This window comes from Streptomyces sp. NPDC021096 (genome assembly GCF_040641275.1).
Classification (GTDB): domain Bacteria; phylum Actinomycetota; class Actinomycetes; order Streptomycetales; family Streptomycetaceae; genus Streptomyces.
The window spans coordinates 50,234-67,431 of record NZ_JBFADG010000015.1 but is presented as its reverse complement, the minus strand read 5'-3'; the positions used below and the strand labels follow the sequence as shown (position 1 = coordinate 67,431).

Annotated in this window: 13 protein-coding genes; 4 read left to right on the top strand and 9 right to left on the bottom strand. The window is 73.3% G+C overall.

The window, feature by feature from the left end; translation table 11 throughout:
• Positions 1-57 precede the first annotated feature (57 nt).
• Complete coding sequence (locus AB0G59_RS19850; RefSeq protein ID WP_360913342.1) at positions 58-1,734, bottom strand: hypothetical protein; 1,677 nt, start codon at positions 1,732-1,734, stop codon at positions 58-60.
• 290 nt (positions 1,735-2,024) lie between these two features.
• Positions 2,025-3,275 carry a phosphoribosylamine--glycine ligase gene (purD, locus tag AB0G59_RS19845; RefSeq protein WP_360913258.1) on the bottom strand — a complete coding sequence of 417 codons (1,251 nt, stop codon included), beginning with the start codon at positions 3,273-3,275 and terminating at the stop codon, positions 2,025-2,027.
• Positions 3,276-3,624: 349 nt separating this feature from the next.
• On the opposite strand from purD, the gene AB0G59_RS19840 reads away from it, so the two are divergent.
• Positions 3,625-4,365 carry an SLATT domain-containing protein gene (locus AB0G59_RS19840; RefSeq protein WP_071965783.1) on the top strand — a complete coding sequence of 247 codons (741 nt, stop codon included), beginning with the start codon at positions 3,625-3,627 and terminating at the stop codon, positions 4,363-4,365.
• A 191-nt stretch (positions 4,366-4,556) separates the two neighbouring features.
• Here AB0G59_RS19840 and AB0G59_RS19835 read toward each other — a convergent pair whose 3' ends face one another.
• The 4 genes from AB0G59_RS19835 to AB0G59_RS19820 all read right to left on the bottom strand — a co-directional run bounded on the left by AB0G59_RS19835 (position 4,557) and on the right by AB0G59_RS19820 (position 10,210).
• A complete protein-coding gene (locus AB0G59_RS19835; protein ID WP_071965782.1) occupies positions 4,557-5,207 on the bottom strand; it encodes a hypothetical protein in 651 nt (216 codons plus the stop codon).
• Between the two features lie 135 nt (positions 5,208-5,342).
• Positions 5,343-7,820 (bottom strand): dolichyl-phosphate beta-glucosyltransferase, encoded by a 2,478-nt coding sequence (locus AB0G59_RS19830; protein ID WP_360913256.1) that lies wholly within the window; start codon positions 7,818-7,820, stop codon positions 5,343-5,345.
• Positions 7,821-7,939: 119 nt separating this feature from the next.
• Positions 7,940-8,641: a GntR family transcriptional regulator gene (locus tag AB0G59_RS19825; RefSeq protein WP_360913254.1), complete on the bottom strand. Its 702-nt coding sequence runs from the start codon at positions 8,639-8,641 to the stop codon at positions 7,940-7,942.
• A 198-nt stretch (positions 8,642-8,839) separates the two neighbouring features.
• Positions 8,840-10,210, bottom strand: coding sequence for an aspartate aminotransferase family protein (locus AB0G59_RS19820; RefSeq protein WP_360913252.1), 1,371 nt, complete (start codon positions 10,208-10,210; stop codon positions 8,840-8,842).
• 358 nt (positions 10,211-10,568) lie between these two features.
• Here AB0G59_RS19820 and AB0G59_RS19815 point away from each other — a divergent pair, with 358 nt between their 5' ends.
• Both AB0G59_RS19815 and AB0G59_RS19810 read left to right on the top strand, forming a co-directional pair.
• The gene (locus AB0G59_RS19815; protein ID WP_071965778.1) at positions 10,569-10,772 is read left to right on the top strand and encodes a cold-shock protein; all 204 of its coding nucleotides are present in this window, start codon (positions 10,569-10,571) and stop codon (positions 10,770-10,772) included.
• Positions 10,773-10,934: 162 nt separating this feature from the next.
• Positions 10,935-12,668, top strand: a complete 1,734-nt coding sequence (locus tag AB0G59_RS19810) for a serine/threonine-protein kinase (protein WP_360913250.1) — start codon at positions 10,935-10,937, stop codon at positions 12,666-12,668.
• Between the two features lie 67 nt (positions 12,669-12,735).
• Here AB0G59_RS19810 and AB0G59_RS19805 read toward each other — a convergent pair whose 3' ends face one another.
• Entirely contained in the window at positions 12,736-14,022 is a 1,287-nt protein-coding gene (locus AB0G59_RS19805; RefSeq protein ID WP_360913248.1) for an adenylosuccinate synthase, read from the bottom strand.
• A 175-nt stretch (positions 14,023-14,197) separates the two neighbouring features.
• Here AB0G59_RS19805 and AB0G59_RS19800 point away from each other — a divergent pair, with 175 nt between their 5' ends.
• Positions 14,198-15,133, top strand: a complete 936-nt coding sequence (locus tag AB0G59_RS19800; protein ID WP_360913246.1) for a diacylglycerol kinase — start codon at positions 14,198-14,200, stop codon at positions 15,131-15,133.
• On the opposite strand, the gene AB0G59_RS19795 is transcribed toward AB0G59_RS19800, so the two are convergent.
• Together AB0G59_RS19795 and AB0G59_RS19790 are read right to left on the bottom strand one after the other, a co-directional pair.
• Positions 15,130-15,792 carry a response regulator transcription factor gene (locus tag AB0G59_RS19795; protein ID WP_360913244.1) on the bottom strand — a complete coding sequence of 221 codons (663 nt, stop codon included), beginning with the start codon at positions 15,790-15,792 and terminating at the stop codon, positions 15,130-15,132. The two genes, AB0G59_RS19800 and AB0G59_RS19795, sit on opposite strands and share 4 nt — an antisense overlap.
• The gene (locus AB0G59_RS19790) at positions 15,789-17,045 is read right to left on the bottom strand and encodes a histidine kinase (protein WP_360913340.1); all 1,257 of its coding nucleotides are present in this window, start codon (positions 17,043-17,045) and stop codon (positions 15,789-15,791) included. Before AB0G59_RS19790 ends, AB0G59_RS19795 begins: the two co-directional genes overlap by 4 nt.
• Positions 17,046-17,198: the final 153 nt, after the last annotated feature.

The window sequence follows — 17,198 nt, the reverse complement described above, 5'->3', positions numbered from 1 at the left end:
GTGATGGCTCGGCCCCTACGGAGCGTTACGGCGTCACTCTCGGTCACCTGCTGCTGATCACATCAGTCGGACCGGCTTCTCGGGGCGGACCCCGACCTCGCCGAGCCAGGCGCGCAACGGCTCCCCGTCGCCGTCCTCGATCAGGCTCAGGACCGTACGGGTCAGGTCGGCGCGGCGGGCGCCGCCGACCAGCAGGGCCGGGCCGTCCAGCCAGTCCAGGCCGGGAACGGCACCGGCGGTGTCCACGGCCGCGCAGCAGACCATGGCCGTCACATGGTCGGCCAGCAGCTCCCGGCCGCTGCGCGGCGGCTGCAGCGGGAACAGCGGCGCGAGCCCGTCGACCCACGACCCGGCCGCCGCGCCGAACGCGCCCCGCTCGGCCGCGCGCTCCTCCTGGGCCGCCTCGCGCGCCACCTCGGCGCTGAGCCGTACCTCCAGCTCCTCCCCCACCCCGCTGCCCGCCGGGCCGGTGAGGCGCTCGAGGATGCGGGCGACCGTCGGCGCGGCCGGCACGGCGTCCTGCGCGGGGCCGCTGCGCGCGCCGGACAGGGCGCCCGGCACGGCGCCGCAGGCGGCGATGTCGTCGAGGACGCGGTGCAGCCGGGCGGCCTCCAGCCGCCACTTGCGGTCCACGACCTCGTCCGCGTACTGGCTCCAGGCGACCGGCGACCAGTCGGGGCCGGGCTGGGCCGGGCCGCCGTGGAAGAGCCGGGCGGCCAGCAGGGACGCGGCCTCGTCGATGAGGCCGGGCTCCTCCAGCAGATCGCAGGCGGGCCGCTCGCCCAGCCGGGAGGCGAAGCCTTCCGCCAGCCGGTCGCGCCGGGACAGCTCGGTGAGCGCGGAGACGACGCCCGCGTCCAGCCGGGAGGGCCAGCGGCCCATCCGCCAGGCGGGCAGCGCCACGCGGTTCAGCAGCCGGTCCCAGCCGGCGTAGGCCAGGCCGACCTGCTCCTGGGCGACGATGCGCAGGCCGTAGTCCACGGTCTGGGCGCGCTCGGAGGCGGCGGCGGCCACTCCGCGCTCCATCTCGGCCGCGTGGTCGCGGCAGGAGCGCAGCAGCAGCCGGGCGACCCAGCCGACGAACGCGAGGAGGGGCCTGCTCGCCGCGACGGCCACGGCGGCGTCCAGGCCCCGGACGAAGCGACGGGCGGCGGCTATGTCGGGGTGGGCGGCCGGGCCCGTGCCCGCCACCACCGGGGCCAGCAGGGCGCGCAGCTCGGCGACGCGCATCCACCACAGGAACGGCGAGCCGATCACCAGGACGGGCGCGGCCCCGGCCCGCCTGCGCAGCCGCAGGCGCTCGCGCGGCGGGGCGTGCGCCGGATGCGTACGGTCCTCCAGCCAGCTGTCGCAGTCGGGGGTGAGCGCTATGGCGGAGGGCGCCGGGACCTCCAGCCGCTCGGCCAGGTCGCGCACCAGGCGGTAGAGGTCGGGGGCCGTCTCCTCGGGGATCGGGACGGTGGGGCTGAGGGCCGGCCGCGCCCGGGCGACGACCATGGCCACCCCGGCGGCCAGCGCCAGGGTCAGCAGGGCGGCGGCGGTGACCGCCGGACGGAGGACGTCCACGGCGCCGCCCGCGGGAATCCGGCCCATGGCGGAGCCCGCGGCCAGCACGACGGCGGCCGCCGCCGGCACCAGGGCGACGGCCAGCGCGGCGCTGCGCACACGCAGCACGGCGAGGGCTCTGGCGCGCGCGGTCAGCGCGCCTGTTTCCGGACCTGCCACGAGACCGATCACCCCCAGTTGCCTGTAGTGCTCTGCCGAGGTGTGTTGCGTACCTCCCCCACTGTGGCACCGGCCTCTGACATCGCAATGCCGGTGGGCCAGTTGCCGGATGCACAGCAGTCGGCCTTCGCCGCACCCTAGTTGGGGGACGGGCGTGCGTCAGCCGGTTGGGCAAGCGGTCACTCGATGGAATGGCTTTGGGCAAAGCCTCTGCGCGGAGGCCGCCGGATGGGCCTGTCCGGGGCCACGCCCCGGATCCCGGCCCGCCCGGCGCCGTGCGGCCGGCGTCCCGCGGCGGCTCAGGCCTCCGCCGCCGCCTTGGCCGCGATGTCCGTGCGGTGGTGCGAGCCGTCCAGGCGGATGCGCGAGACCGCCTCGTACGCGCGGGTCCGGGCGGCGCTCAGGTCGCTGCCGGTCGCCGTCACGGACAGCACGCGGCCGCCGGCGCTGACCACCCGGCCCTCGGCGTCCAGCGCGGTGCCCGCGTGGAGCACGTACGCCTTGTCGACCCCGGCCGCCTCGGCCAGGCCCTCGATCACGTCGCCCGTGCGCGGGGTGTCCGGGTAGTTGTGCGAGGCGATGACGACCGTCACGGCGGCGCCCTCGCTCCAGCGCAGCGGCGGCTGGGCGGCGAGGTTGCCGGTGGCCGCGTTCAGCAGCACCCCGGCCAGCGGCGTCTTCAGCCGGGCCAGGACGACCTGGGTCTCCGGGTCGCCGAAGCGGGCGTTGAACTCGATGACCCGTACGCCGCGCGAGGTGATCGCCAGCCCGGCGTAGAGCAGGCCGGAGAAGGGCGTGCCGCGGCGGCGGAGCTCGTCCACGGTCGGCTGCAGAACGGTCTGCAGCACCTCGTCGACCAGCTTGGGGTCGGCCCAGGGCAGCGGGGAGTAGGCGCCCATGCCGCCGGTGTTCGGGCCCTCGTCCGCGTCGAGGGCGCGCTTGAAGTCCTGGGCGGGCTGCAGGGGCAGGACCGTCTCGCCGTCGGTGATGGCGAAGAGGGAGACCTCGGGGCCGTCCAGGAACTCCTCGATCACCACGCGGCCGCAGGCCAGCGCGTGCTCGCGGGCGGCCGCCAGGTCGGAGGTGACGACGACGCCCTTGCCGGCGGCGAGGCCGTCGTCCTTGACGACGTAGGGGGCGCCGAAGGCGTCCAGGGCCTCGTCGATCTCGGCGGGGGTGGTGCAGACGTAGCTGCGGGCGGTGGGGACGTTCGCGGCGGCCATGACGTCCTTGGCGAAGGCCTTGGACCCCTCCAGCACGGCCGCCCGCGCGGACGGGCCGAAGACCGGGACGCCGCGTTCGCGCAGCACGTCGGCGACCCCGGCGACCAGGGGCGCCTCCGGGCCGACCACCACCAGGTCGGCGCGCAGCGACGCGGCGAGCTCCGCGACGGCCGCGCCGTCCAGGGCGTCGACGGTGTGCACCTCGGCGACCTCGGCGATCCCGGCGTTGCCGGGGGCGCAGTGCAGCGCGGTGACGTCGGGGTCGAGGGACAGGGAGCGGCACAGGGCGTGTTCGCGGGCGCCGCCGCCGATGACGAGGACCTTCACGGGTGCCACCCTATTGCCTGCCTTGTGGATCACTACGACTCGGGGCCCGCCCCCGCCTCGTAGGAACCTCTTGATCCCGTCCCGGGAGCCCCTCGCGTACCTCGGAGTACCGCGCGGATCCGTCGTGCGGACGCCGCGAAGGCCACTCGTCAGGACGATTCCGCGCCCGTCCGATGTCATTACGCCGATCGGGCCGCACTCTTTCGGGTGAAGACCCGGTGCTCCTATACCCGATCCCGCTGCACTTACGGACGGAAAAGGCTGGATCTTGCGCCCAACGCCAACCGTTCGGCGGTAGGAAGGAGGCTGCGATCACTAATGACGCACGCGGCGGAGAGGGAGTGCAGGGGTGAGCCAGCCTGAGATGCAGCCCGAGGGGCTCCCTCGGGAGCAGGGAGGCCGCCAAGGAGGGGAGCACCGGGGCGACCTGCGCGGGCGTACCTTCCCGCTCGGGGACTGGGGAGAGCCCGCCGAGCGGCTGGACGAGCTGTACAGATGGGTCGAGGGCGGGGCGCTGAATCTCGCCGACTGGTACCTCACCGACCGGGCGTGGAAGCGCCGCTGGGCGCGCGGGCTGCGCCTGGGGGCGGCGTTCTGCGCCGTGGTGGGGGCCGCCCTGCCGCTGCTGGAGCTGACGAAGGTGCTGCGCACCGGCTCGGCGTGGGCCTTTCTGGCCCTGCTCGGCGCGGTGGCCTGCGTGGCCTGCGACCGCTACTTCGGGCTGACGTCCGGCTGGATGCGCGCGGTGGCCACGGCGCAGGCCGTGCAGCGGCGGCTGGAGGTGCTGCAGTTCGACTGGGCGTCGGAGTGCGTCCGTGAGGTGCTCGGGCCGACCGAGGGCACGGCCAGCGAGGCGGCCGAGCGCTGCCTGACGGTGCTGCGGCGCTTCTCGGAGGACGTCTCGGAGCTCGTACGGGCCGAGACGGCCGACTGGATGGTGGAGTTCCGGGCGGGCCCGGCCCCGCTGCTGACGCAGTCGCTGGTGGCGTGGGGGCCGCGGGGGGAGGCCGGGCCCGTGGGGCGGTTTCCGCTGCCGCCGCATACGCGGCCGAACATGCCGCGGCAGCGGCCGCCGGAGTCTCCGCGGTAGGGGTGGCCTGGGCCGCGAGCTATGCGGGGGCGGTGGCTGGGGGGATTCTCCCCGGCCCCGCCCTTTCACCGTTTCTTGTCCTCAAGCGCCGGACGGGCTGGAAAGACGTCCTCAAACGCCGGACGGGCTGGATGGACGTCCGCCGGACGGGCTGAAGTGCGTCCTCAAGCGCCGGACGGACTTGGAGGGGGTCAGCTGAAGACGATCATTGAGCCTTGGCCCAGGCTTCTGGTCGCCGCCGCGTGGAGGCCCAGCCAGACGTGGCGTTCGCGGGCGAAGGGGCTGTCGTCGTGCGGGGCCGGGGCCGCGCGTTCCTCCAGGGTGGTGGGGCGGTCGGGAGCGGCGGGCGGGGCCGGCGGGTTGGCGGGGTCGATGCCCAGGACCGGGGCCACGGCGTGGAGTTCGCGCAGCAGGCCGTGGCTGGAGCCCAAGGGGCCGCCGCCTTCGAGGAGTTCCTCGTTGGACAGCGGGTGGGCGAAGTCCACGGGGACGTACGCCCCGGCGTGGTCGTAGTGCCAGACCAGGTGGGACTGCCGGGCGGTGGCGTCGAACATCTCCAGCAACTGCTCGTAGTCGCCGCCCAGTTCGTCCACCGGGGTGACGGCGAGGCCGCAGAGGTTCAGCAGGTGGGCGCGGCGCAGGAAGTGCAGCGCGTCGTAGTCGAAGCCCGCGACCGGGGCGACGTCCCCCGAGAGGCCCGGCATGTAGCCGAAGACGGGCACCGGCGGCAGCCCGGCCTCGCCGAGTGCCTTGTCGTACGCGGCGATCTCCTCGGCGAAGGGGTTGTCGGCGCTGTGGCACAGCACGTCGACAAGGGGAACTAGCCAGAGGTCACAGGCCACGTGAGCTCACTCTCGTTCTCGCGGTGCGATGGTCGGGGCATGCGATGGTCGGGCCAGAGTAGTGCCGCTCAGCCGGTTGTCACACAGGGCCGACGGACATAGAAGCCCTCACTCCGCTTGCTTCCGGCCGGTTGGTCACCGCCGCTCGCGCACGTCCCACACCCATGAGTCCGCGACGCGCCGCGGCTCCTTGCCCGACAGTCGCGTGAGGGCCTCGCGCAGCGGCGCCTCGTTGTCCTGCGGGGTGAGGACGAAGGCGTCCGCGCGCCAGAAGTCGACGTCCCAGCCGAACTGGCGGCGCTGCTGGGCGCCGATGTCGGGCACCTTCCCGCTCTCGCGAACCTTGTTCAGCAGGTCGGAGGTGAAGCGCGGCTGGGGCCCGTAGATGCCGATGCGCTCCGGTCCCCAGGGTCCGTTGAAGTAGCCGCCGGGGAAGGGGAAGCCGAGGCCGGAATCGACCTGCCAGCCCAGGGCGGCCGTCTCCGTGGGGCTGGGCACGGGGACAGGCACCAGGGAGTGGCCGGGGCGTACGTACTCCCGCCAGCTGCCGTCGGCGAAGAAGGCGGGCACCGGGGCGCGCTCGACGGTGCGGTACGGCGTCGGCAGCAGCGGCAGGACGGCCACGGCGAGCGCCGCCCAGCCCAGCAGCCGGCGCGAGCTCTCGCGCTCGCTGCGCAGGCGGCGCAGGGCCAGCCGGTCGCAGGCGAGGGCGAGGAGGATGCCGAGGGCGGGCGCGCAGACCATCGCCGTGCGGGACTCGATGACCGACTCGAAGAACGGCATCTTCGCCACCAGCCGCCAGGGGCCCGGCAGCGTCTTGTCCGTGCCGAGCAGCGGGATGTTCTGCCCGAGGGAGAGGACGGCGGCGCCCAGGGCGGTGAAGCCCAGGGCGCGCACGCGCGGCTGGTCGCGCAGGTGGACGACGACGGCGACGGCCACGACCACGAGCGGCCAGCCGAAGAAGGCGTTCTCCTCGGTCCGGTTGAGCGACAGCGACGCGGCGATCTTGTCGTCGCCGGCCAGCGAGCGGGTGGCGAACTCCAGCATGGCCATCGGGTTGTTGCCGACCTGCCCGTGCAGGACGCTGTGGTAGCTCTGCGGGCCGTAGAACTGCCAGGCCACGGGGAAGATCACCAGCGGTACGGAGACCAGGGCGGCGATGCCCAGGCCGCGCAGCAGCGGCGCGGCGACGGCCTTCGCGACGTCCGGGGCGGCGATCGCGTAGCCGAGGGCGAAGAGGGCGAAGCCGGTCACGGCCAGCAGCAACGCCTCCTCGCCGAGGAAGATCTGGTAGGCGAGGAACAGGCCCAGGACGACGGCGTCGCGGGTGGGCCGGCGGTTCTCGCACAGCCGCAGCATCCGGTCGATGATCAGCGGCATCATGAACAGCACCGCGAAGTTCGGGTGGGCGTTGCCGTGCGAGATCATCGGCGGCGCGAAGGCGCAGAAGCCGCCGCCCAGCGCGGCCGCCCAGCGGGAGCGCACGAAGCGGCGGGCGATGAGCCAGTACCAGGCGCAGGCGGTCGCGGCCAGGCCGCCGGTGAGGACGATGGCCCAGGTGACGTGGGCGCCGAAGGCCAGGGTGACGGGTGCGAGGGGGACGGAGAGCCCCAGCATGGCGGTGTTCGCCATGAGGTTCACGCCGAGCGGGAAGTTCTGCAGCTCGGTGAAGAGGGGGTTGCGCAGGTGCGCGACGTTGTCCGCGGTGACCGCGAAGAACCACTCCCACTGCCGCTGGTCGGAGCCCGAGTCGGCGAGGTAGCCGGTGTCGAGGGCGCCCCACAGTCCGCCGTAGAGGAAGAACGAGAAGAGGAGGAAGAGGGCCGGGACGGCGAGCCGCACCGGGCTGACCGTGCGCAGGCGGATGCGCAGGAGGTCGGCGAGGACGCGGGGGTAGGCGAGCGGACGGACCTTGGATCCCGGCTGGTGGGCCCAGCTGACCGGCACCTCGGCGACCTCCCAGTCCCGTTGGTGGAAGAAGCGCAGGATCTCGACGTCGTAGCTCCAGCCGTCGAGGCGGGAACCGGCGAAGGCGGTACGGACCTTGTCGCCGTCGAAGAGCTTGAAGCCGCACTGGGTGTCGCGTATGCCGGGCACGGCGGCGGCGCGTATGAGGCGGGCGCCGAGCCGGCCCATGAGCTCGCGCAGGGCGTGCTGGCGCACCGCGACCCGGGACTCGGGCAGCGCGCGGGAGCCGACGGCCGCGGTGGCGCCCGCGTCCAGGTGCCGCTGGAGGACGGCGAGCTCCTCGATGGGGGTGGCCAGGTCCGCGTCGGTGACCAGGACGCGCCGGCCGCTGGAGGCGAGGACGCCGGTGCGGACGGCGTGGCCCTTGCCGCGGTTGGCGGGGGTTCTCAGCAGACGGATGCGGGGCTCGTCGGCGGCCGCCGCCTCGGTGATCGCCGCCGTGCCGTCGGTCGAGCCGTCGTCGACGACGAGCAGCTCCCACCGCAGCGGCTCCAGGGTCCCGAGGTGCTCCCGGATCGCCCGCAGCGTCGGGGCGAGCCGGTCCTCCTCGTTGAAGGCCGGGACGACCACCGTCAGGTCGACGGTGCTGGCTCCGGCCGGTATGGGGGGCTCCGAGGGCTGGGCCGACGGCTGGGTCTTTGACATCACGTGACTGAGACGTCCCTCAAACGGTCGAAGGTTGCATATCCGACATCGGCGCCGCCGTCCCGGCTGTTCACCCTGTCTGATCACCCGTTTGGCGGCGGCGTCGAGCAGCTTCGACCCTATTCGGTCGAACCTCGATTGCTCCCGGTCGTGTCCGTAAGGCAGTCGATCAGCGCCAGCGTGTGCTCGTTGTACGCCACGATGATCCGCTGCGCCTCCTCCACGTCCCGGCAGGCCACCGCCTCGACCAGGTCGGCGTGCCGGTCCCACAGCCGCCCGCGCAGATCCCCCAGCGAGCGCAGCAGCGGCACCGTGAAGATCCAGCTCTGCACCCGGACGCGGTCCAGGAAGTCGGAGATGTAGGGGTTGCCGACCAGGCCCGCCATCTCGCGCCAGAAGCGCAGGTCGTAACCGATGAGGATGTCGAGGTCCCCCGCGACCGCCGCCCGCCCGGCCTCCTCGGCCCGGCGCCGCACCGAGGCCAGCGCCTGGGGGGTGGCCGCCTGCAGGGCCCGCGCGGTGGAGCGGCGGAACATGCCCTCCACGATCAGGGTGCGGGCCTCGATCATGTCCCGGAAGTCGGCGTGGGAGAACTCGCGCACCCGGTAGCTGCGGTGCAGCTCCACGTCGAGCAGCCCCTGCGAGCACAGGTCGAGCAGGGCCTCGCGGACGGGCGTGGCCGAGACCCCGTACTGCTCGGCCATCTCCTTGACGGTGAACTGCCGGCCGGCCGGGAGCCGCCCCGCGATGACCTCGTCGCGCAGGGCGTCGGCGATCTGCGAGCGCAGCGTCGTGCGCCTGACCGCGTCGCTGCCGGGCATTGGTCTCCGTCTCCCCTTCCATGACCGCGCGTCTGGCATGCGAACGGCCCTCGCAACGATATGCGAGGGCCGTCGCGGGGCGATATGACCGTACGCACGGAAAGGGCGAACGCTACCCGATGGCCGCGCGGGCCTGTAAGGGGCGGTATGCGCAGTTCCGTTTTTCCGCTCTCCGGCGGGGGCGGTCGTCGTCCTTCCTCAGACCGTGTGGGCGTCCGCCACCGTCAGCGCCTCGTCCAGGGCCGCCAGGCCCTCCTTCACCTCGGCCTCGGTGACGGTGCACGGCGGGACGACGTGGGTGCGGTTCATGTTCACGAACGGCCACAGGCCGGCCTTCTTGCAGGCGGCGGCGAAGGCCGCCATGGGGGCGTTCGCGTCGCCGGCCGCGTTGTAGGGCACCAGCGGCTCGCGGGTGGCCCGGTTCCGCACCAGCTCCACCGCCCAGAACACGCCCAGGCCGCGCACCTCGCCCACCGACGGATGGCGCTCGGCGAGCGTGCGCAGCCCGGGGCCGATGACGTCCTCGCCGATGCGGGCCGCGTTCTCCACGACGCCCTCCTCGGCCATCGCGTTGATCGTGGCCACGGCGGAGGCGCAGGCCAGCGGGTGCCCGGAGTAGGTGAGCCCGCCCGGGTAGGGGCGCCGGTCGAAGGTCGCGGCGATCTCGGCCGAGATCGCGACGCCGCCCAGGGGGACGTAGCCGGAGTTGACGCCCTTGGCGAAGGTGAGCAGGTCGGGGGTGACGCCGAAGTGCTCGGCGGCGAACCAGCGGCCCGTGCGCCCGAAGCCGGCCATGACCTCGTCGAGGACGAACACGATGCCGTAACGGTCGCAGATCTCCCGCACGCCCGGCAGGTAGCCCGGCGGCGGGACCATGATGCCGGCGGTGCCGGGGACGGTCTCCAGGACGATCGCGGCGATCGTGCCCGGCCCCTCGAAGGCGATGGTGTCCTCGAGGTGCGCCAGGGCGCGCTGGCACTCCTGCTCCTCGCTCTCCGCGTGGAAGGGCGAGCGGTAGAGGAACGGCGCCCAGAAGTGGACCACGCCGGCCGAGGCGGTGTCGGAGGGCCAGCGGCGCGGGTCCCCGGTGAGGTTGATCGCCGCGGCCGTCGCACCGTGGTACGAGCGGTAGGCGCTGAGCACCTTGGGGCGGCCGGTGTGCAGCCGGGCCATCCGGACGGCGTTCTCGACGGCCTCGGCGCCGCCGTTGGTGAAGAAGATCTTGTCGAGGTCGCCGGGCGTCCGCTCCGCGATCAGCCGGGCGGCCTCGGAGCGCACGTCCACCGCGAAGCCCGGCGCGATGGTGCACATCCGGGCGGCCTGCTCCTGGATCGCGGCCACGACCTTGGGGTGCTGGTGGCCGATGTTGGTGTTCACCAGCTGGCAGGAGAAGTCGAGGTAGCGGTTGCCGTCGTAGTCCCAGAAGTACGAGCCCTCGGCGCCGGCCACGGCCAGCGGGTCGATGAGGCCCTGCGCCGACCACGAGTGGAAGACGTGGGCGCGGTCGGCGGCCTTCACCGCGGCGCCGGCGGAGGGATCGGGCTGCGTGCTCTGGGTGCTCACGGGCATGACCTCGTATCTGATGGGGCATTAGGCGTCCGGCCCCGAGCCTACGGAGTGCGCTCCCGGCGTGGATACCGGCACTGTGTCGCCCGCTCGACGCCCCCGTGGACACAGTGCCGGGTGCCCGGCGCCCGTGAACAACGGCCCGCGTGCGGCCGTGGGAGGGCGCCGCCGACAGGGGGAACGGGCGCATCGCCACGCGGCGGGAAATCCCAATTCGAGGTCATTTGCCTGCTACGGTCTTTTGCAGTTGCAGTTTTGGTACCCATTTGTCATGTGCGCCTGAAGGTCTGTGACCTCGGGCGCACTTGCGTTTTTCCTGGAGCACGGAATTCCGCCGTGCGCCCCCAATAAGGAGATCAGCTTGGCTACCGGCATCGTGAAGTGGTTCAACTCGGAAAAGGGCTTCGGCTTCATCCAGCAGGACGGCGGCGGCGCGGACGTCTTCGCCCATTACTCCAACATCGCCACGCAGGGCTATCGGGAGCTCCAGCAGGGCCAGAAGGTCACCTTCGACATCACCCAGGGCCAGAAGGGCCCGCAGGCGGAGAACATCCTCCCCACCTGACGGCCGGACGGCGCTCCGGGGCGGCCAGGGCGGCCGGCCCGGCAGCCCTCCGGAACCGGGATCCACAGGGGGCCGGGGACCGCACTTTGTGCCGTGCGGATACCCGGCCCTTTGGCATGCCGCTATTCTCCGCGGAGAAACATGGGGGAAGGAGTGCCCGGCATGGAAGATCTGTCGCCGGAAGACCCACGCACACTCGGCGCCTATCGGTTGCTCGGCAAGCTGGGCGCAGGAGGCATGGGCCGGGTCTATCTCGCCCGCTCCGACAGGGGCCGCACGGTCGCGGTCAAGCTGGTGCAGCCGGAACTGGCGGGCCAGGAGGAGTTCCGGCGCCGCTTCCGGCAGGAGGTGCGGGCCGCACGGCAGGTCGGCGGCGAGTGGACCGCACCGGTGCTCGACGCGGACACCGAGGCCGCCGTCCCGTGGGTGGCCACGGGCTACATCGCCGGGCCGTCGCTGCGCCAGGTCGTCGGCCAGGACTTCGGGCCGCTGCCCGAGCGGTCCGTACGCATCCTCGGAGCGGGCCTCGCGCGCGCCCTGCAGGCCGTGCACGCGGCCGGGATCGTCCACCGCGACCTCAAGCCGTCCAACGTGCTCATCACGCTCGACGGGCCGCGCGTCATCGACTTCGGCATCGCCCGGGCCCTGGAGACCGTCACCGACGGGGGCCTGACCCGCACCGGCGCGGCCGTCGGCTCGCCCGGCTTCATGTCGCCCGAGCAGGTGCGCGGCGGCCAGGTCACGCCCAAGAGCGACATCTTCTGCCTGGGCTCGGTGCTCGCCTACGCGGCCAGCGGCCGGATGCCGTTCGGCACGGCCGACAGCGGCATCCACGCCCTGATGTTCCGCATCGCCGAGGAGGAGCCGGACCTCACGGGCGTGCCGGCCACGCTGCACCCGCTGATCTCCGGGTTCCTCGCCAAGGACCCCGACGCGCGCCCCACCCCCGAGGAGGCGCTGGAGCGCACCGGCGCCCGGGACCTGCTGACGAACCTGCGCTCGGCCGAACCGTGGCTGCCGGGCGGCCTCGTCGCCCAGCTCGGCCGGCACGCCGTCCAACTGCTCGACGTCGAGAACCCCGCCCACCCGGCCGGCATACCGCCGCACTCCATAGCCGGGCCGCCCACGCAGGTCGACCCGCCGCAGGACGCCCGGCCGGTGGACCCGCCCACCCTGACCGGGCCCGTGGCGGGTGGCGCCCAGCCCCTGCCGCCGCCCGCGCCGGGGCCGCAGGCGGGCTACGCCTACCCGCCCCCGGGCCCGTACGGCCCTGGCCCGTACCACCACCCGGTCGTGCCCGCGCCGCAGCCGCACCGCTCGAAGACGCCCTACATCGTGGCCGCGATCGTGACCGTCGGGCTGCTCACGGGCGGCGGCACGGTCTATCTGCTCAACCGGGACGCGGGCAACGCCGCGCACAACAGCCCGTCCCCGGCGCCGACGCCCCCGGCCTCCTCCCACGGACCGGCGTCGTCCGCCGCACCCGTGCCTCCCACGACCGGGCCGACGACCGCGGCCGGCCCCACTCCCACGCCCACTCCCGAGGCCGGGCCGCGGGCGTTCCTGGGCACCTGGCAGTCGAGCTTCGGCAGCGGCGCGCGCGTCAACACCCGGACCATCACCATCTCCGGGAGCTCGGTCACCATCGACGGAAGCGGCTTCCTGGACGACGGCACCTCCTACGTCTGCACCTGGCAGGCGACCGCCACCGGCGGCGGCACCGACGGGAGCCCGATGCACGTCGGTTCCTCCAGCGTCACCCGGGCCATGCCCAAGTCGGCCTGCCAGCCGGGCTCCTCGTCCGAGCTGGTCCTGCTCCCGGACGGCAGGATGCGGCGCGACTTCTCCGACTCCGCCACGAAGGACGCGTCGCTCGTCTACCGCAAGATCTCCTGAGAGAACGGACGACGGCGCCCCGGTGGCAGTGAGCCACCGGGGCGCCGTCGTCATGTGCGCGTGCCGCTTACGACAGGAACGAGTTGATCTCGATCGTCTCGTCGCGACCCGGGCCGACGCCGATCGCGGAGATCGGCGCGCCCGACATCTCCTCGAGCGCCTTGACGTACGCCTGGGCGTTCTTCGGCAGCTCGGAGAAGGTCTTGGCCTTGGAGATGTCCTCGGTCCAGCCCGGCAGCATCTCGTAGATCGGCTTCGCGTGGTGGAAGTCGCTCTGGCTGTAGGGCAGCTCCTCGACGCGCTTGCCGTCGATCTCGTACGCGACGCAGACCGGGATCTGCTCCCAGCCGGTCAGCACGTCCAGCTTGGTGAGGAAGAAGTCCGTCAGGCCGTTCACACGGGTCGCGTAGCGGGCGATGACCGCGTCGAACCAGCCGCAGCGGCGGTCACGGCCGGTGGTGACACCGCGCTCGCCGCCGATGGTGCGCAGCGCCTCGCCGTCCTTGTCGAACAGCTCGGTCGGGAACGGACCGGCGCCGACGCGCGTGGTGTACGCCTTCAGGATGCCGATCACGCGGTTGATCTTCGTCGGGCCCACGCCCGCACCCGTGCAGGCGCCGCCCGCGGTCGGGTTCGAGGAGGTGACGAAGGGGTACGTGCCGTGGTCGACGTCCAGCAGGGTGCCCTGGCCACCCTCGAAGAGGACGACCTTGCCCTCGTCGATGGCGTTGTTCAGGATCAGCGTGGTGTCGGCGACGAAGGGCTTGATCTGCTCGGCGTAGGCCAGCAGCTCGTCGACGATCTTCGCGGAGTCGATGGCGCGGCGGTTGTAGAGCTTCGCCAGGATCTGGTTCTTGAAGTCGAGGGCAGCCTCGACCTTCTGCTCCAGGATCGACTCGTCGTACAGGTCCTGGACCCGGATGCCCACGCGGTTGATCTTGTCCGCGTAGGTCGGGCCGATGCCGCGGCCGGTGGTGCCGATCTTCCGCTTGCCGAGGAAGCGTTCCGTCACCTTGTCGACCGTCGTGTGGTACGGCGTGATCAGGTGGGCGTTACCGCTGAGCAGCAGCTTGGACGTGTCGACGCCGCGCTCGTTGAGTCCGCTCAGCTCGGAGAGCAGGACCGCCGGGTCGACGACTACACCGTTGCCGATGACCGGAGTGCACTCCGGCGAGAGGATTCCGGAAGGGAGGAGGTGGAGCGCGTATTTCTGGTCACCTACGACGACCGTGTGGCCGGCGTTGTTGCCACCTTGGTAGCGCACCACGTAGTCCACGGATCCACCGAGCAGGTCGGTGGCCTTTCCCTTGCCCTCGTCACCCCACTGAGCACCGAGCAGCACAAGTGCGGGCACAGGCGTACACCCCTTCCGGGCGGGGCATGTCCAACGTGCACAGGCGGCGTGAGCCCGTTGTTTCGGGCGTTCACCACCGCTAGAGCCGTCGAACCGGTGCCCCGGATAGACGAAGCCCCTGGCGCAACAGCGACAGGGGCTCTTGCACCGAGAGATTACCTGAGGAAGGACGAAGGTGTCGGCTGCAGACCCGACCGGAGCGCAGCTGCTCGTCGTCATCGACCCGGTCGCACGCCGTGTGGACGGCGAGTCCACGCGGATCGCGAGGGACGTGCTGTGCGCCGGAGCGGTGGCGAAAATCTGCCTCCCGAACGGGCCGGAGGAAGTAGCGCGGGCCGTCGCCCGGCGCGGCCGGCGCCGGACCGTCGTGATCGGCGACGACCGGGCCCTGCTGCGCGTCGTCGGTCTGCTGCACCGGCGCCGCGAGCTGGCCGAGGCGCCCCTGGCGTGGGTGCCGGTGGGCGCGCTGCCGGCCGTCTCGGTGGCCCGGGTGCTCGGCGTCCCGCTGGGGGCCGTGGCGGCCGCACGGGCCGTTCTGGACGGCGTGGAGCGGCGGCTGGGCATGCTGGCCGACGACAGCGACGGCGTCGTCCTGGGCGGCCTGTGGGTGCCCGCGGGGGCGGCGCACCGCGCCGCGCACCGCCCGGTGGGCGCCCGGCCCGAGCCGGGGGCGCACGAGAGGGCCGGCGCGCCCGGCGCAGAGGCGCGGACGGTGGCCCAGGGCGGCGGCGCCCACCAGTCGTGGTGGTCCCCGGCCGCCCGGACCGCCCGCACGGCCCTGACGATGCTCTCGGGCCCGTCCGGCCGGCACCCGCTGCCGTCCTGCACCCGGCTGCGGGTGGAGGCTGACGGGGTGCTGCTGGCGGACCTGGACCGGCCGGTGGGGCGCGTGGCGGTGGCGGCCGTGGACGGCCTGGCCGAAGTCGTGGTCCACGCGCCCGCCGACCCCGAGCCGGTACGGACCAGGGCCCGGGCGGTCACGGTGTCCGGCCCGGACTTCCGCTACCGCGCCGACAACCGCATCCGGGGTCCGGTCCGCGCGCGCACGTGGACGGCCGTGCCGGACGCGTGGCGGCTGACCCTGCCGGCCGCCGGGCCGGGCGGCGGCTAGCCGCCGCCCGGGGTGACCAGGCCGGCCTCGTAGGCGAAGACCGCCGCCTGGGTGCGGTCGCGCAGGCCCAGCTTCACCAGGATGCGGCTGACATGCGTCTTGACCGTCGACTCGGCGACGACGAGGTGGGCGGCGATCTCGGAGTTCGACCGGCCCTGGGCGACCAGGACCAGGACCTCGGTCTCCCGCTCGGTGAGGTCGCCCACGCGCTCCTGGGTGGGGGCCTTGGGGGCGCCCAGGCGGGAGAACTCCTGGATGAGGCGCTTGGTGACCGTCGGCGCCAGCAGGGCCTCGCCGTCGGCCACGATGCGCACGCCGTCGGCGAGCTGGCGGGCGGAGGCGTCCTTGAGCAGGAAGCCGCTGGCCCCGGCGCGCAGCGCCTGGTAGACGTACTCGTCCAGGTCGAAGGTGGTCAGCACCAGCACCTTGGCGCCGGCGTCGGCCGCGACGATCTCGCGCGTCGCCTCCAGGCCGTTGAGCACCGGCATCCGGATGTCCATCAGGACGACGTCGGGGCGCAGCTCGGCGACCTTCTCGACGGCCTGGCGGCCGTCCACGGCCTCGCCGACGACCTCGATGTCGGGCTGGGCGCCCAGCAGGACGGAGAAGCCCTCGCGGACCATCATCTGGTCGTCGACGATGAGAACCCTGATGGTCATGCCGCCGCCTCGCCCGTCGCGACCGGGATGAAGGCGGCGACCTCGTAGCCGCCCTCCTGCGTGGCCTGGGCCGTCATCTCGCCGCCGAGCATGGTGACGCGCTCGCGCATGCCGAGCACGCCGTGGCCGGCGCCCGGGGAGGGCTTGGCCAGCCGGTCGGGGCGGCCGTTGACGATGCGCAGGCCGAGCCCGCCGAGGACGTAGCTGATCTCCACGCGGGCCGTGGAGCCCGGGGCGTGCCGCAGGGCGTTGCTGAGGGCCTCCTGGACGATGCGGTACGCGGACAGCTCCACGCCCTGCGGCAGCGGGCGGGCCGCGCCGGTGGTGACGTGCTCGACGTCGAGGCCGGCCTCGCGGACGTTGGCCAGCAGCCCGCCGAGGTCGGCCAGCGTCGGCTGCGGCGCCTCGGGGTCGGCGAACGCGTCCGGGTCCTCGGACCGTACGACGCCCAGCACGCGGCGCAGCTCGGTGAGGGCGGCCACGGCGTTCTCCCGGATCGTGGCGAAGGCGGCGGCCAGCTCGGGCGGCGTGTCCGCGACGCGGTAGGGCGCGGCCTCGGCCTGGATGGCCACCACGGACATGTGGTGGGCGACGACGTCGTGCAGCTCGCGGGCGATCGTGGTGCGCTCCTCGAGCACGGTGCGGCGGGAGCGCTCGACCTCGGTGACGGCCGCCTGCGCGGCGACCTGCCGCTTGGAGTCGCGCAGGCCGCGGAAGGCCGCTATGGCGAAGAGGATCATGCCGGAGAGGAGGGTCATCTCGACCGTGCCGTCGTCGTAGCCGTAGCCGTGCAGCGAGCCGAGGAACACCCCGAACACGACCGTGATCAGCCACATCTCCGCGGCGATGCGCGGCCGGGTGCGCAGGGCCACGATCACCATCACGGCGACGTGGGAGACGAACCCGCTCGGGCTCCACAGCTGGCCGCCCAGGACGACGCCGCTGACGAAGGCCGCCGCGAGCGACAGCCACCAGGCGCCGACGGGCCGGAACAGCGTGGTCACCAGCGGCACGCCCGCGAACAGCGCCAGCAGCATGCCGCCGATGCCGGGCCGGTACGCCAGCGCCCCCAGCATGACCAGGATCGTGAACCCGACGACGGCGGCGTGCGGGAACCAGCGCACGTACCGGGCGAGGCCGCCCGGCATCCTGCGCACGAGCCCGTGGCCGCCGTCGAGGGGTGGCAGCGGCCGGAAGGCGAAGGCGTCGGTGAACAGGTCCTGGCGTATGCCCTCGAGGGCGCTCTCCACCATGCGCATCTCGCTGCGCAGGCCGTTCGTCTCATGGGTGTGCTTCACATCGTCAACGGTAGGCAAGACAATCGCGCACGGCGTCCGCACGTGTGGGGATCTGTAGGGGTCCGTCTCAAGTACTACGCGGGGCCCGGGCGGCGCGGAATCTTGCCC